The 15,637-nt window shown below is 60.4% G+C and carries 14 protein-coding genes; 11 read left to right on the top strand and 3 right to left on the bottom strand.

The genetic code is table 11. From position 1 onward, the window contains the following. Positions 1-26: 26 nt before the first annotated feature. Positions 27-161, bottom strand: a complete 135-nt coding sequence (locus HXX25_RS14090) for a hypothetical protein (RefSeq protein WP_255466939.1) — start codon at positions 159-161, stop codon at positions 27-29. Positions 162-193: 32 nt separating this feature from the next. Here HXX25_RS14090 and HXX25_RS10100 point away from each other — a divergent pair, with 32 nt between their 5' ends. The 3 genes from HXX25_RS10100 (at position 194) to HXX25_RS10090 (ending at position 2,728) form a co-directional block, all read left to right on the top strand. Beyond that, entirely contained in the window at positions 194-865 is a 672-nt protein-coding gene (locus HXX25_RS10100; RefSeq protein ID WP_187167815.1) for an RluA family pseudouridine synthase, read from the top strand. Between the two features lie 57 nt (positions 866-922). Next, complete coding sequence (locus tag HXX25_RS10095) at positions 923-1,519, top strand: thymidine kinase (protein ID WP_187165797.1); 597 nt, start codon at positions 923-925, stop codon at positions 1,517-1,519. A 93-nt stretch (positions 1,520-1,612) separates the two neighbouring features. Beyond that, positions 1,613-2,728 carry a class I SAM-dependent RNA methyltransferase gene (locus HXX25_RS10090; protein ID WP_187165796.1) on the top strand — a complete coding sequence of 372 codons (1,116 nt, stop codon included), beginning with the start codon at positions 1,613-1,615 and terminating at the stop codon, positions 2,726-2,728. Positions 2,729-2,736: 8 nt separating this feature from the next. On the opposite strand, the gene HXX25_RS10085 is transcribed toward HXX25_RS10090, so the two are convergent. Continuing rightward, on the bottom strand, positions 2,737-4,290 hold the full coding sequence (locus tag HXX25_RS10085) for a class I adenylate-forming enzyme family protein (protein WP_187165795.1): 1,554 nt from the start codon (positions 4,288-4,290) through the stop codon (positions 2,737-2,739). Positions 4,291-4,383: 93 nt separating this feature from the next. Continuing rightward, on the bottom strand, positions 4,384-5,037 hold the full coding sequence (locus HXX25_RS10080) for a TetR/AcrR family transcriptional regulator (protein ID WP_233346638.1): 654 nt from the start codon (positions 5,035-5,037) through the stop codon (positions 4,384-4,386). A 258-nt stretch (positions 5,038-5,295) separates the two neighbouring features. Here HXX25_RS10080 and HXX25_RS10075 point away from each other — a divergent pair, with 258 nt between their 5' ends. From HXX25_RS10075 to HXX25_RS10040, 8 genes are all read left to right on the top strand, one after another. Continuing rightward, positions 5,296-7,617, top strand: a complete 2,322-nt coding sequence (locus tag HXX25_RS10075) for a TonB-dependent receptor (RefSeq protein WP_187165793.1) — start codon at positions 5,296-5,298, stop codon at positions 7,615-7,617. A 52-nt stretch (positions 7,618-7,669) separates the two neighbouring features. Next, positions 7,670-8,614: an alpha/beta fold hydrolase gene (locus tag HXX25_RS10070; protein ID WP_187165792.1), complete on the top strand. Its 945-nt coding sequence runs from the start codon at positions 7,670-7,672 to the stop codon at positions 8,612-8,614. After that, complete coding sequence (locus HXX25_RS10065) at positions 8,611-9,987, top strand: MFS transporter (protein ID WP_187165791.1); 1,377 nt, start codon at positions 8,611-8,613, stop codon at positions 9,985-9,987. Before HXX25_RS10070 ends, HXX25_RS10065 begins: the two co-directional genes overlap by 4 nt. Before the next feature lie 3 nt (positions 9,988-9,990). After that, positions 9,991-10,851, top strand: a complete 861-nt coding sequence (locus tag HXX25_RS10060) for an alpha/beta fold hydrolase (RefSeq protein WP_187165790.1) — start codon at positions 9,991-9,993, stop codon at positions 10,849-10,851. A gap of 72 nt (positions 10,852-10,923) precedes the next feature. Further along, the gene (locus tag HXX25_RS10055; protein ID WP_187165789.1) at positions 10,924-11,856 is read left to right on the top strand and encodes a rhodanese-related sulfurtransferase; all 933 of its coding nucleotides are present in this window, start codon (positions 10,924-10,926) and stop codon (positions 11,854-11,856) included. After that, entirely contained in the window at positions 11,853-12,488 is a 636-nt protein-coding gene (locus HXX25_RS10050; RefSeq protein WP_187165788.1) for a glutathione S-transferase, read from the top strand. The genes HXX25_RS10055 and HXX25_RS10050 overlap by 4 nt, the downstream gene beginning before the upstream one ends. An 81-nt stretch (positions 12,489-12,569) precedes the next feature. Continuing rightward, positions 12,570-13,277 (top strand): ABC transporter ATP-binding protein, encoded by a 708-nt coding sequence (locus HXX25_RS10045; protein ID WP_109261850.1) that lies wholly within the window; start codon positions 12,570-12,572, stop codon positions 13,275-13,277. After that, a complete protein-coding gene (locus HXX25_RS10040; RefSeq protein WP_187165787.1) occupies positions 13,271-15,637 on the top strand; it encodes an ABC transporter permease in 2,367 nt (788 codons plus the stop codon). The genes HXX25_RS10045 and HXX25_RS10040 overlap by 7 nt, the downstream gene beginning before the upstream one ends.

Raw genomic sequence — 15,637 nt, 5'->3', positions numbered from 1 at the left:
ATATCCAGTCTGCGTTGGGTATCCAGTCACGACAAGGTGTCTGGCGCGCACAATGCCGCGATCAGTGGTGTCGCCAGCAATCGGCCGGGGAGGGGCGAGAGGAAAACCCGCACCTGCCGCGCGAGGATGACAGCGTTCGGGCGCTCGGTTTTGATAGACATGATATTCACCCTCCACTTCAGGAGATTCAAGCATTTCACCGGCCCCTCCGCGCCCCTTTGTCTATTCACCGCCCGCACCGGGACCTCTTCCGGTCCTGTTTGCCGACGATCATATTCTGGTGCTCGATAAGCCAAGCGGTCTGTTGACCGTGCCGGGCAATCAGCCCGAGCGGGCAGATTGTCTGGAAAAGCGGGCGCGGGTTGATTTTCCAACCGCCCGCATCATCCACCGGCTCGATATGGATACATCCGGTGTGATCGTCATGGGCTTGACGCTGGAGGCGCAGGCCCGGGTCAGCCGCCAGTTCGAGCAACGCGCAACACGGAAAGTCTATATTGCGCTGGTCTGGGGGCGAGTCGCGGAAGCGGAAGGGCGCGTGGACCAACCCCTGATGACGGATTGGCCGAACCGGCCAAAACAGCATATCGACCCGATCAATGGCCGCCGGGCGATTACGGACTGGACCGCGCTGGAGACCGGGGCAGAGTCGACGCGGATGCGCCTGACGCCACTGACCGGGCGGAGCCACCAATTACGCGTGCATATGGCGTATCTGGGCCATCCCATTCTCGGCGACAATCTCTATGCCCCGAACGCGGCTTTGGCAGCGCGCGACCGGCTCTGTCTGCATTCGCAATCGCTCGAATTTGCTCACCCGGTCAGCGGTAAAATTGTCTACGTTGAAAGTCCGGTGCCCTTTTAGGCATGGACGCGCTTGCCGCGCAGTAGACGAAATCCGGAATCAAGCTATCCAGCCAGAATGTCGAAGCTCTACTTTACCTACAGCGCCATGAATGCCGGGAAATCGGCAATATTGCTGCAAGCTGCGCACAATTACGGCGAATGCGGCATGTCGGTCATGTTGTGGACGTCCGGCCATCATGCCAGCGATCCGGACGCCCGGATGGGGGAGATTGAATCCCGCATCGGCCTGCGCGCGCCAGCGCATATTTTCCGCGCCGAGACGGATATGCTTGACGCGATCGCGCGGCGGAAAGCGGAGGGTCCCCTGAATGCCGTCTTTGTCGATGAGGCGCAATTCCTGTCGAAGGACCATGTCTGGCAATTGGCGAGGGTCGGAGATGATCTCGGCATACCGGTATTGTGTTACGGCTTGCGCACCGATTTTCAGGGCGAGCTGTTTGAAGGGGCTGCTGAGCTCCTGGCGATTGCCGATGACCTTCGCGAGGCGCGCACGATCTGTCATTGCGGGCGCAAGGCAACAATGAATTTACGGCAGGATTCTGCTGGCGGTGCGGTCTCCGAAGGTGAGCAGGTCGGGGTCGCGAAATCGGACTATGTCTCGCTGTGCCGGGTCCATTGGCGCGAACGGCTTGACTTGATGCGGGTCGACTGAGCGCGCTGCAGAAGACTTCTGACTTTTTGCAATAGCTCACCTGTCTGCTGGCCGGGAATCGATCCGGCCGGATTTCCCGTCTATAGCGGTTGGATGACAATGGCTGAACGCTTCGAAATCTTCCTGACCGTACCGCCGGGGCTTGAGCCGGTTCTGGCCGACGAATTGCGCGAAAAGAGATTTCCGGATCCGCAGATCACACCGGGTGGCGTCACCTTTGAGGGGGGCTGGCCGGATGTCTGGCGCGCCAATCTCGAAATCCGGGGTGTCAGCCGTGTTCTGGCCCGTATCGCCGAATTTCGCGTCGTTCATCTGGCGCAGCTGGACAAACGGGCACGGGCCATCGAATGGGGTGGCTTTCTGCGGTCTGATGTGCCGGTCAGGGTCGATGCCTCGGCCCGGAAATCGAAGCTCTATCATGCGGGGGCCATTGCCCAACGGATTGAAACGGCGATAGCCGAGACATTCGGCGCGCCGGTTTCCAGGGATGCCGATTTGCGAATTCTGGCGCGAATTGACGACAATGTCTGCACGATCAGCATCGATACCTCGGGCGAGTTGCTGCACCGGCGCGGCTTCAAGGAGGCCGTCGCCAAAGCGCCGATGCGCGAGACGCTGGCCGCACTTATCCTGCGCCAGTGTGGCTATACAGGCAAGGAACCGGTCTGTGATCCGATGTGCGGGTCGGGGACTTTCGTGATCGAGGCTGCCGAGATGGCCGCCGGCCTTCAGCCGGGACGGGGCCGTACCTTTGCCTTCGAACAACTTGCCGGATTTGATGACGGGCGATGGCGAGCCCTGAAACAGGCCACACAACATTCGGTTCCGGACATTTGCTTTTCCGGCTCTGACCGGGATGCGGGCGCAATCCGTTCCAGCGAGGCCAATGCCGCGCGCGCCGGTGTCTCCGCATGGACGGCGTTTCAGCAAAAGAGCGTGGCCGACATCGAACCGCCGGACGGGCCGCCGGGTCTTCTGATCGTCAATCCGCCCTATGGTGCGCGGATTGGCAATCTGAAGGCGTTATACAGCGTCTATCATGATCTAGGTCAGAGCCTCAGATCGCGGTTTGCGGGCTGGCGCGTCGGGCTGATCACCAGCGAGGACAAGCTGGCGCGGGCCACCCGCCTGCCTTTCGGCGCCCCTTCCCGGCCGGTGGATCATGGCGGGATAAAGATCAGGCTTTATCAGACAAAGCCGCTACCCTGAAAATCCGGTCAGCTACCGGAATACCGGGTCCGCAATTCCCGCTTCAACACCTTGCCATTGGCGTTGCGCGGAAGCTCGTCAATGAGGTGAGCGCCGCGAATGCGTTGCTGTTTGCCCAGACGCGCATTGGCCCAATCAATGAGCTCTTCCAGGTCGGGCGCGGCGCCGGGGATTGCGACGATGACCGCGACCGGCGTTTCGCCCCAGATGTCATCGGGAACGCCGATCACGGCGACATCCGCGACGTCGTCATGGGCGATCAGGACCTCTTCGATGTCCTTGGGAAAAATGTTCTGACCGCCCGAGACGATCATGTCTTTCTTGCGATCCACGATATAGAGGAAGCCGTCCGCATCCAGCTTGCCGATATCGCCTGTCCGGAGCCAGGCCTCGCCTTGCTCATCCATCCATGTGGCGTCCGATGTGGCGTCGGGACGGTTGTGATAGCCGGGCATCGCAATGCGGCCGCGTCCCACAACTTCACCGGCAATGCCGGGCGCACAGTCCTTGTCGTCATCATCGAGAATGCGGATATCCGTTCCGGGCACCGGTTTGCCAACGGATGCCAGGCGGCCCGGCGCATCTTCCGGATCCAGCGTCGTGATCAGGCCTTCGGTGAGACCGTATAGCTCGATAATGCCGGGGCAGATTTCCAGCCAGGCCGACTTGGTATGGGCCAGAAGCGGAGATCCGCAGGACATGACATTTTGCAGGGAGCTCAGCTTTTCAGGATTGAAAGCCGGGTCGTCGAGAATGCGCTGATACTGTATCGGCACCATCGCCGTATGGGTGATGCGGTGATGCGAGACCTGATCCAGTACATCGCTGGCGGAAAATGTGTCGCGAATGAAAATCGTGCCGCCGCACAGCCACGTGCACAGCATCATGACCCAGCTGATATTCGAATACAGGCCGAGCGTGACGAGGGTGCGCGCGCCGGAATGATAGCGCAGGGCAATCGCCAGATCATAAGCCCAGTCGAGCCGCGTTCCATGAGTGTGGAGGATGCCTTTGGGCTGTCCGGTCGTGCCGGAGGAATAGATAATGTTCAACGGGTGATCGCGGTCTACACACACGCCCGGCGGCGAGGTGCGGGCATGCGTGCGAACGTCTTTCAGGCTTTGCCAGCCGTCTGCCTCTCCGGCCTGGACGATCCGGATGGCGGGCAGGGATGAGGCGCTTGCCGCTGCGGCCGTCTCGAGCGCATTGCGGAAGTGGGCGGATGCAATAATCGCCCGGGCTTGCGAGTCCGCGATCATGGCCAGCATGGCCCCAGGCAGAACGCTGGTGTTCAGAGGGGCGGTGACCAGCCCGGCCTTCATCGCAGCGGCGATGACAAGCGCCATGTCGATGCTGTTGGACATGACCAGTGCGATCGCATCACCGGATTTGAGGCCGGTTTCCAGAAGACCATTGGCTATCGCATTTGTCTGCTGCTCGAAATCAATCCAGCTCAGCGTTTCATTCCCGGCCACCAGTGCAGGCGCTGTCCCGCGCCATTTCGCGTTCAGCTGCAATATTTCCGGAAAAAGCGGAGGAGGAGAGGTCAGGCCGCGCTGCATTTGCACCTTCGGATCAGTCTCGGAGGACCGGAAACTGAGCCGAGGAATGCGCGTCCGTCAACTTAATTTCGACAAGTGTTGAAATCTAGCCGCTCAGTTTTTCGTGGGCTCCGGTGCGCACAAGCGCCGGAAACCGGCCGCAATAAAGGGCGGCATACGCAACTGCACAGCATCAAGATCACTGGAATGGACCTTGCCGTCCGAGAGATTATCGATCCGGCCGGTTTCGGCATAGGTGAGCACCAGCGCGCCAGAGAAGAAATGATAGCTCCAGTAGAGATCTTCTTCCCGCGCATCGGGCAGGGCGCGTTGCAGGGCCGCAATGAAGCGTCGCACCAGTGGGTCGAAATATTCCGTCATCAACTTGCCGCCCCATTCCGGTGAGTTGTTGATCTGGGCGATCAGGGCAAAATAGCTTTTCCAGCCTGGCCCGCCGCGTTCGGACCGGTCGAGCAGCGGATGAGAGAAGGCATCGATAATGTCTTCAAGGCTGGCGACACCGTTCTCTGCGGCCGATTCGATCTCTTCGAGTTTTTCCAGACGAACCTTGTTGAGCTCTTCGGCGCGCCGCAGCAGCACCGCGTCGAACAGATTTCGCTTGGTTCCGAAATGGTAATTCGCGAGCGCCGTATCGACACCGGCATCCTTTGTGATCTGACGGATCGTAACGCCGTGATACCCCCGCCGGGCAAAGAGTTTTTCCGCCGAATCAAGGATTTTCTTCCGGGTTTTTTCGCCGCGTGTCACCCCGATTGTCTCCCCCCGTGCGGTTGATGATGGAAAATCCATACACAGTTTAAGGTGAACCGCAAACCGGCGGCCAGTGTTGCAAAGATGACCAAGTTTGGAAACTAATTTCAACGTTCATTTAATTTCATTTGACATTTCAACTAGCGTTGAATTTGTTGTGCACCATCACAAAGGAACCGACCTTTAAAAAAGAGGCGCGTTGGTTTGCCGGACACCCCGGCAACGGCGGGTCCGCAAGGTCAAAGGGAGAGCATTATGATTTTACGTAACCGTTCCGCACGGCTGGCCGCCCTGTTGGCCAGCGCGTCCATGTTGCCGGTGCTGGCTGCGCCGATGGCCGTGGCTCAGGACGACTCCGCCGATGCGCCGATGACGCAGGACGTTATTACGGTGACAGCGCGCCGCCGCGAAGAAACGATTATGGATGTTCCGTTGTCGGTGACCGCCATTTCCGGTGAACAGCTCGAGCGTCAGGGTTCGCCGGATATTACCTATGTCGGTCAGACCACTCCGAACGTCACGCTGGAAGTGTCCCGCGGCACCAATACAACGCTGTCGGCTTTCATTCGCGGCGTCGGTCAGCAGGATCCGGTTTCCGGGTTTGAATCCGGCGTCGGCCTCTATCTGGATGATGTCTATCTCAACCGTCCGCAGGCCGCTGTATTGGACATCTACGATGTGGAACGCATCGAGGTATTGCGCGGACCGCAGGGTACGCTTTACGGCCGCAACACGATTGGCGGTGCAGTAAAATACGTGACCCGCCGTCTGGACACAGAAAACCCGACCTTCAATGCGCGCCTGAATGTCGGCAGCTATGAGCAGGTCGATGCCATCGTGTCCGGCTCGGTGCCGCTCAGCGACACTTTCCGTGTCGGCGGCGCGGTTGCCAGCCTCAACCGCGGCGGCTACGGCACCAATCTGACGACCGGCGAAGACAATTATAACAAGCAGGTTCTGGCTTTCCGGGCCTCGGCCGAATTCGAGCCGAATGATCAGTGGTTCTTCCGCCTGTCAGCCGACACGCTGACCGATGATTCGGCCCCGCGTCAGGGTCATCGCCTGATTCCGGGCGCCCTTTCCGGCGCTCCGGTTCTGAACAATGTCTATGATACCCGCGCCGGACTGAATGTAGTCAGCCAGAGCGTGGAAGCATCGGGTGGGTCCTTCCTGGCCGAATACCGCCATGATGATCGCTGGACGTTCCGGAATATCCTCTCCTACCGTGAGGATGACTCGATCACGCCGATCGATTTCGACAGCCTTCCCAGCGGCGACCTCGACGTTCCGGCCATTTACACGAATGAGCAGTTCTCCGAAGAATTCCAGGTGCTCTATGAGGGCGACCGGATCAGCGGTGTGGCCGGCTTCTACTATCTGGATGCCAATTCCAGCACGGTCTTTGACGTCCTTCTCGCCAATACGGGTGCGCTGATCAACCTGCCCGGCCTGAACGCACAGACTTTCGGCGATGTCTCGACTGAAACCTGGTCGATCTTCGCAGATGTCAGCTTCGATCTGAATGATTGGGTGAGCGCCTCGATCGGTGGCCGTTATACGAATGACCAGCGCAACTCCACAGTGCTTCGCCGGACCTATATCGGCGGGTTCTCGCAGAATTTCGGCGGCACACCGACACTGATCGCAACGACGTCAAATTTCACCGGCTCGAACGAGTGGACAGATTTCAGCCCGCGGGCCTCGCTGAACTTTACCGTCAACGATCAGAACAGCGTCTATTTCTCCTACAGCCAGGGCTTCAAGGGCGGTTCGTTTGACCCGCGTGGCCAGACATCGGCAGCCCCGGATTTTGACAATAGCGGTGCCGTGACGGCAGACGAGGTCTTCCGCTTCATGAGCTTCGATCCGGAAGAGGTCGATTCCTATGAAGTCGGCTGGCGCTTCGACAATGGCCGCTATCGTCACGCCGTTGCGGCCTTCTTCATGGACTATCAGGACGTCCAGATTCCGGGTTCGGTGGGCGTCGACACCAATGGCGACGGCATCAATGATACCTTCACGGGCGTGACCACCAATGCGGCGGCTGCGACCATCCAGGGTATCGAGTATGAAGGCTCTGCCATTCTGTCCGATGACATGACCGGCCGGGGTGACACGCTGGCCCTGAACTGGGCTGTCGGTGTACTCGATGGGGAATATGACAGCTTTATCAACGCCTTCGGTGTGGACATTTCCAACCAGGTCCAGATCCAGAATACGCCGGACATGACGGCGTCTGCGACGCTGGCCTATACGACCCCGGTCCGTCAGGGCGAGCTGACCCTGCTCAACACGCTGTCCTATCGCGGTGACTCCAGTCAGTTCGAAATCCCGTTTGCGGCAATCGATCAGGAAGCCTTCACCCTCTGGAATGCCAGCGTCGTCTGGGATTCAGATGATGGCCGCTGGCAGTTCGGTGTTCATGGACGCAACCTGTCTGATGAACGCTATAAAGTTGCCGGATATGACTTCGTCAACAACGCCACAAATGCCCCGGAACTGGGCCTTGAAGGCACGCTGACCGCCTTCTATGGCGATCCTCGCACGGTAACCGGCACGATCGCCTTCCGTTACTGATACAGCACCTCGCGGCTCTGGCCTCCGGGCCAGAGCCGTGTAGGGTATTGTCATGCGCACGATTCTCATCATTGCTGGCGTTTTGCTGGCCCTCGTTTTTCTCGCCCTTGGCGCGGGATATCTCTGGTATCAAAACCAGGCCGGCGGCGAACCGGCCTCGGCGCTCGAAACCCGATACCTGACCGGAAATGACCGGTTCATTGATGTTTCCGGTGCCCGGGTGCGGGTACGGGAAGAGGGGCCGGTGAACGGTGATGTCCTCATCCTGATACACGGATTCAGTTTCTCGCTGGAAAGCTGGGATGGCTGGGCCGAACGTCTGTCCGAAGACTATCGGGTCATTCGCTATGATCTTCTCGGTCACGGGCTGACGGGGCCGGATCCACAGGAACGCTATGCACCACAGGCCAGAGCGGAGTTTCTGGCCGAATTGATGGATGCACTGGATATCGAGCACGCCTCGCTGGCCGGCAGTTCGCTGGGTGGCACGATAGCCTGGCGTTTTGCAGCGGCCTTTCCGGATCGTGTGGATCACCTGATCCTGGTCGATCCCGGTGTTTTCCAGTTCAATGAAGTGGGGGATGAGCCGGTGGAGCCGCCCGCGGCCATCCAGGCGTTCTTCCAGCTCGCTCCGGACGCGGCTGTACGCCAGAGTCTGGCCTTTGTATTCGCCGATCCGGCAGCCGTCAGCGAAGCACGCGTCCAGACGATTATCGACATGATGCGGCGGGAGGGAAATGGCGAGGCCTTTGTCGAGCACATCCGTCAGTTCACCATGCCGGACCCCTCAGCCTTGCTGTCGCAGATAACCGCGCCGACCCTAATCTTGTGGGGCGGGCGCGATCTTATGATTCCGGCGAGTCACGGCCCGCGTGTCGCGGCGGCCATCGCCAATTCGCAGCTCATCATTTACGACGACCTCGCCCATGCAGCGCATGAAGATGATCCCGAGCGCACCGTTGCGGATGTGCTGACCTTTCTGGAGACTTCCGAATGAGTGAAACCACGGCTTCCGCCCGCCCGCCAGCAGCAAGCGAGACGACGGCAGGCTATCGCGCCTGGGTGCTCATCATGCTGTTTGTCGTCTACGCGTTCAATTTTCTGGACCGCCAGATCATCTCCATTCTGGCCATCCCGATCCAGGACGAGCTGGGCCTGTCGGACCGCCAGCTCGGCCTTCTGGGCGGGATTGCTTTCGCCGCGCTTTATTCGACGCTCGGCGTGCCGATTGCCTGGCTCGCCGACCGGAAAAGCCGGACCTCGATCATCACGGTCTCGCTGGTGGTCTGGAGCGGCTTCACGGCGGTTTGCGGCATGGCACAGAATTTCTGGCAGCTCTTCCTCGCCCGGGTTGGCGTGGGAGTCGGAGAGGCGGGCGGCGTGGCCCCATCCTATTCATTGATTGCCGACTATTTTCCGCCGGATAAACGCGCGCGCGCTTTGGCGCTCTATTCGCTGGGCATACCGATCGGATCGGCCTTCGGGGTGGTCGCCGGGGCGCAGATCGCCGGGGGTAATCTGGGCGAAAGCCTCGATTGGCGCGCCGCCTTCATCATCGTCGGGCTCGCCGGCATCGTGATCGCACCGATCTTCAAGCTCACCCTGCGCGAACCCAAGCGCGGCGGACTCGATGTGAAACCGCAGACGCAAGCGGCGAAGCTGCAGCCCGAACCCGGCGAAGCGGCGAGCGCCGCGGCACCGGCCGAGGCGGCCGACGAGAAAAAGCCCGGCTTTTTCGGCGTGTTCGCCGTCCTGGCGAAGAAGCCAAGCTTCTGGTTCCTGGTATTCGGTGCGTCGTGCTCATCGATGATGGGCTATGGCGTGTTTTTCTGGGTCCCCAGCTTCTTCGCGCGCAGCTTCGAGCTGGACATCATCACCACCGGCTGGCTGTTCGGCGGCGTGCTGTTCGTGGGTGGTTCGCTCGGGATCATCCTGGGCGGCGTGCTTGGTGATCTCATGGGCAAGGGGTCGAAGAAGATGTACGCCATCGTGCCTGCGATCGCGTTCTTCTGCACCTTCCCGATGTATATCGCCGGAACGATGGCCACGACGCCTGTGATTGCGGCGTTGCTGTTCGTCATTCCCACCGGTCTGGGCCTCGCCTGGCTCGGGCCGACGCTGTCGGCCTTCCAGCATCTGGCGCCGGCGAACATGCGCGCCATGGCGTCCGCCGTCTTCCTCTTGATCAACAATCTCCTCGGGATCGGGGTCGGGGTGTACGTGCTGGGCGAATTGTCGACCCTGCTCACCCCTGCATTCGGTGCCGACGCGCTGCGCTATTCGATCATGATCGGCGCGTCCCTCTACCTGGTCGCGGGCCTGTTATTCCTGCTGGCCTCGCGGACGCTGGCCAATGACTGGGAGAAATAATCGATGGCTGGCGGCTTTACCGACCACATGTTCGAGACGGATGACGGTCTGAAACTTCACTACCGGGTCTATCCGGCGACGGCGGAGGAGACCGGGCCGCCGGTTCTCTGCCTGCACGGGCTGACACGCAATCTGAAGGATTTCGAGGATCTGGCACCCCGGCTCGGTGCGCTGGGCCGGACAGTCATCTCTGCCACGCAGCGCGGCCGTGGTGGATCGGACCATGATCCGCAACATGAGCGCTACACGCCGGCCGTCTATACGCAGGACATGCTGGCCCTGCTCGATCATCTCGGCATCGACAAGGCGGTCTTTATCGGCACGTCCATGGGCGGGCTGATGACGATGGTCGCGGCCACCATGGCACCGCATCGTATCGCAAAAGCGGTGCTGAATGATATCGGCCCCGAACTCGACCCGGTGGGCATTGCCCGCATCCGGTCCTATGCCGGAAAGACGTCTGGCCGGTTTGACAGCTGGCAGGCGGCGGCGGATGCGATCCGCGCCATCAACGGGACCGCCTTTCCAAAGGAATCGGAAAACGCTTTCTGGCTCGATTTTGCGCACAAGACCTGCCGCGAGGACAATGGCGTGGTGATGCTGGATTATGATCCGGCGATCGCCAAATCCGTGGCCGAAGGCGGGGATACCGATGTCGATTTGTGGCCGCTGTTTGACGCGATGAAAGACATTCCGACCCTCGTCGTGCGAGGGGGGATTTCCGACCTCCTGATGACGTCGACAGTTGAGGAAATGAAACGCCGCAAGCCGGACATGGAATTTGTGAACGTGCCGGATGTCGGTCATGCGCCCTTCCTGACGGAAGACGCGGCCTGGGCCGCCATCCGGGGATTTCTCGACTGACCGAAGGCTTGCGTGCCGGCGTCTGCCTGCATAGGACAGGGCGACCTCTGACCGTTAACGGACTATCGCGCCATGCCCGCATACCGCATCGCTGCCTTCTACAAGTTCACGCCTTTGACGGCGGACAAGTCGCTTCAACAGGCGCTTTTTGACGTGTGTTCCCGCAATGATGTGGTCGGAACCATTCTGATTGCACCGGAAGGCATCAACGGCACGATTGGCGGCCCCGCGGGCGGTGTCGAGCAGGTCCTGACGGCCTTGCGTGCCCTGCCGGGCTGCGCTGATCTGGAACACAAGGAAAGCTTTTCCGACGAGCAACCCTTCTTCCGGCTCAAGGTCCGCCTGAAAAAGGAAATCGTCACGCTGGGCGTTCCGGGCGTTGATCCGAACAGGGCGGTGGGGACCTATGTGGCACCGGAAGACTGGAATGCGCTGATTTCCTCGCCGGATGTCGTCACCATTGATACGCGCAATGATTACGAAGTCCGGATCGGGCAGTTCAAGGGCGCCATCAATCCCGAGACGGTGAGCTTTCGCGAGTTTCCCGACTGGTATCGGAACTTTCGCGAAACCCGCCCGAATGCGCGGGTCGCCATGTATTGCACGGGCGGTATACGCTGCGAGAAATCCACCGCCTTTGCGCTCGCGGAAGGCGAAGACGAGGTTTTCCATCTCAAGGGCGGTATTCTGAAATATCTGGAAACCATCCCCGAAGCCGAAAGTCTGTGGGAAGGCGAGTGCTTTGTATTCGACCGCCGCGTCGCCGTGAAGCACGGGCTGGAGGTGGGTGAGTTTGTGTCGTGTCATGCCTGCCGTGAACCATTGGCACCGGAAGACCTCAAATCGCCCCTGTTCGAAAAAGGCGTCTCTTGCCCGCATTGTCATGGCCTGACGAGCGAAGAGCAACGGGCCCGTTATGCCGAACGGCAAAAACAGCAGGCGCTGGCCGCGGCGCGCGGGGAAAAGCATCTGGGTGCCAGTTATGAGGACGAGGCCCGGCGGTGAGTCCGGCTTTGCCCATACTCTATTCCTTTCGCCGCTGCCCCTATGCCATGCGCGGGCGCATGGCCCTGAAGAACGCCGGGATAAAGCTGGAGCACCGCGAAATCCTCTTGCGCGACAAGCCGCCTTCCATGCTGGCTGCCTCACCCAAAGGGACAGTGCCGGTGGTCGTCCTGCCGAATGGCGATGTGATCGAGGAAAGTCTGGATGTCATGCGCTGGGCGCTGGCGCAGAATGACCCGCATGACTGGCTCGCGCCCGGCGATGCCATGTTTGATCTGATCTCGGAAAATGACGGTCCGTTCAAACATCATCTGGATCGCTACAAATACCCTGATCGCTATGAGAACGTGCAAGCGGAGGAACACCGCGCGGCAGGTCATGTCTTCCTGAAAAAGCTCAATTCCCGACTGGACGGGCAGGCGCAATTGTTCGGCGATCATGTCAGCCTCGCCGATATCGCGATTTTTCCCTTCATCCGGCAATTTGCCAATCATGACCGCGACTGGTTTGACGCTCAGGATTTGCCGCAACTGCAAACCTGGCTGGCGGGACATCTGGCGTCACCGCTTTTCGCCGACATCATGGTGAAGCACGATTTGTGGGCAGATGGAGTGGCGTGGGACGGCCGATAGCTGACATTGCGCTGTACCGGAAAATGCTCAAACTGTGTGCAGCAGGCTGACCGCCTCTGGCTGGAAGGGACAAGAGCCCGCGTGACGCAGAATGCCTTTACCACGAAGAATCTCACCAAGGTCTATGGTGAAGGCGAGACAGCTGTACATGCGTTGCGCGGCGTTGATCTGGACATTCCGGCAGGTGAGTTTGTCGTGCTTCTGGGGCCATCGGGAAGCGGAAAATCGACGCTTCTGAACATCATCGGCGGACTGGACCGTGCGAGCGGCGGGCAGGCCTGGTTTCTCGACCGGGAATTGACGGCGATGAGTGACCGCCAGCTGACCCGTTACCGGCGGGACCATGTCGGCTTTGTTTTCCAGTTCTACAATCTCATGCCCAGTCTCACGGCGCTCGAGAATGTCGAACTGGTCACCGAGGTGGCCGAAGATCCGATGACGGCCGAGGCGGCGCTCGCCATGGTTGGCCTTTCCAATCGCGCCGATCACTTCCCATCGGAACTTTCCGGCGGGGAGCAGCAGCGTGTCGCCATTGCCCGCGCCATCGCAAAAAACCCGACAGTCTTGTTCTGTGACGAGCCAACCGGCGCTCTGGATTCCGAGACCGGACGGACCGTCCTGACCGCATTGCGCGATGTGAATGAGCGGCTGGGTGCGACCGTGCTGATTGTCACCCATGCGGCTGCCACAGCCAATATGGCCGACCGCGTCATCTATTTTTCGGACGGCAGCATTCGGGAGGTCGTCCGGAACCCGACCAAGCTCTCGCCGGACGAAATCGAATGGTAAGCCCGCTGGACCGCAAATTGCTGCGCGATCTCTGGCGGATGAAGACGCAGGCCCTGGCGATCAGCCTGGTCGTCGCTGTGGGCGTCATGCTGCTGGTGATGATGTCGGGTCTGGTCAACTCCCTCGATGAGACGCGGCGGGCCTATTATGAACGCTATCGGCTGGCGGACGTCTTTGCACCGGTCGTGCGTGCGCCTGACCGCGTGCTGACCAGACTGGCGGACATAGAAGGGGTGTCGGCCGCCGAAGGGCGTATCACCGGGAGCGCGCTGATCGATATGCCCGGAAGCGATCTGCCGGTGCAGGCGCGCGCCGTTTCCCTGCCCGATTTCGGCCAGCCGCGGCTGAATGCGGTCTATCTTTCGGCCGGCCGCTGGATCGACCGGCGGCGGTCCCATGAAATCCTGTTGCTCAAAAGTTTTGCGGATGCCCATGGACTGGAAGCCGGCGACACCCTGTCAGCCACAATGCATGGCGCGCGGCGGAGTTTTGAAATCGTCGGCATCGCCCAGTCTCCCGAGTTTCTCTACACGACCGCGCCGGGCGAACTGGTGCCGGATGATTCCCGTTTCGGTGTGATCTGGATGAGCCGGACGGCCATGGAGGCGGCCTATGATCTGGACGGGGCCTTCAATGAGGCGCTGCTGGACATTGGCCGGGAAGAGGATCTGCCGTCGGTTCTGGCAGCGGCAGACCGGATTCTCGATGATTACGGGGCCGTCGGCGCTTACGGGCTCGCGGATCAGTTCTCGAACCGCTTCGTGGCGGAGGAAATTGCCGGATTGCGCGCCTCCAGCGCCGGCGTGCCGCCGATATTTCTGGCGGTGGCCGCCTTTCTGCTGAACATTGTGATCTCGCGGCTTTTGCAGGCCGAGCGCCAGCAAATCGGCCTGATCAAGGCGTTCGGTTATACCAATTCAGAGGTGACGGCTCACTATTTCAAACTCATCCTCACCATTGCGGCCGGCGGTGCCGTGCTGGGTTACCTGCTGGGGCTGGCGGCTGGTGCAGCGCTCATCGGTGTTTATGTCCAGTATTACAAATTTCCGTTTCTGGTCTTCGAAATCGACCCCGCCTCTTTCATCATTGCGGTATCTGCAAGTGTGGCGGCCGCCGCGTTCGGCGGCCTCTTCGCACTGCGCCGGATATTTGCCCTGACGCCCGCCGTTGCCATGCGGCCGCCCACACCGCCGGACTATAGCGGGACAGGCCGTTTCGGCGGCTTGCTGAAGCGGGTGCTGGATCAGCCGACCCGGATGGTGCTGCGCCGTTTTGTCCGGCATCCGGGACGCAGTCTGGGGGCGATTGCCGGGGTTTCCGCCGGGATGGCGCTTTCAGCTGGGATGATGACGGTGCTGGCCGGATTTGACGAGGCGGTCGAGACCACATTCAGCGTTATCGACCGCAGCGACATGTCGGTCAGCTTCATCGAACCGTTGCCGGACAGAACACTGCACGCGCTTGCACAGCTCGATGGTGTGATCGAGGTGGAAGCCTCGCGGACAATCCCGGTCATCCTGAGGAATGGTGTTCATTCCTATCGGGGCGGTGTGTCCGGCATTACGTCCAGTGCGCGGCTCCAGCGTGCGGTCGATGCAAACGGTCAGGCGCTGACACTGCGCGGGGATGGCATCATTCTCACGCCTGCCCTGGCCGATATTCTGCAGCTTCAGACCGGAGACCGGCTACGCGCTGACATCCGGCAAGGGCGGCGTCCGCAACTGGATCTGGTCGTCACAGGTATTGCAGAATCCCTTCTGGGCGCGCCGTCCTACATGGAATTGTCGGCATTGAACCGGGCGCTGGGCGAACCGAATCGCGTATCAGGTGCCTATTTGCGGATTGATCCGCTGCGGCGTGATGCGATCTATGCCGCACTGGATGCCATGCCGACGGTTGCGGGCATCTCGGTCAAACAGGATGCGCGGGAGGCTTTCCAGCGCATGATGGACAATGGAGCCGGTGCCATGCGGTTCGTGATGGCCGCGATTGCGGCATTGATCACATTCGGCATCGTCTACAACACTGCCCGTATCGCCTACGCCGAAAGTGCGCATGATCTGGCCAGCCTGCGTGTGATCGGTTTTTCCAAAGGAGAGGCGGCTTTCGTGTTACTCGGTGAGCTAGGGCTGATCGTACTGCTGGCATTGCCAGCCGGCGCGGTCCTTGGCTATGGGCTGAGCCATGCGATTGCCGCGGGCTTCAGTACAGATCTTTATCAGGTGCCGGCCATTTTCTCGCCGGACAGTCTGGGTGTGGCGGGATTGGCCGTGCTTGCCGCTGCGATATTTTCCGGATGGATGGTCAAGCGCGAGAGTGATCGCGCCGATCTGGTTTCCGCGCTAAAGTCGAGGGAATAG

Origin of the sequence: Hyphobacterium sp. CCMP332 (assembly GCF_014323565.1) — a bacterium.
GTDB lineage: Bacteria > Pseudomonadota > Alphaproteobacteria > Caulobacterales > Maricaulaceae > Hyphobacterium.
This window is presented reverse-complemented; position numbering and strand designations above follow the sequence as displayed.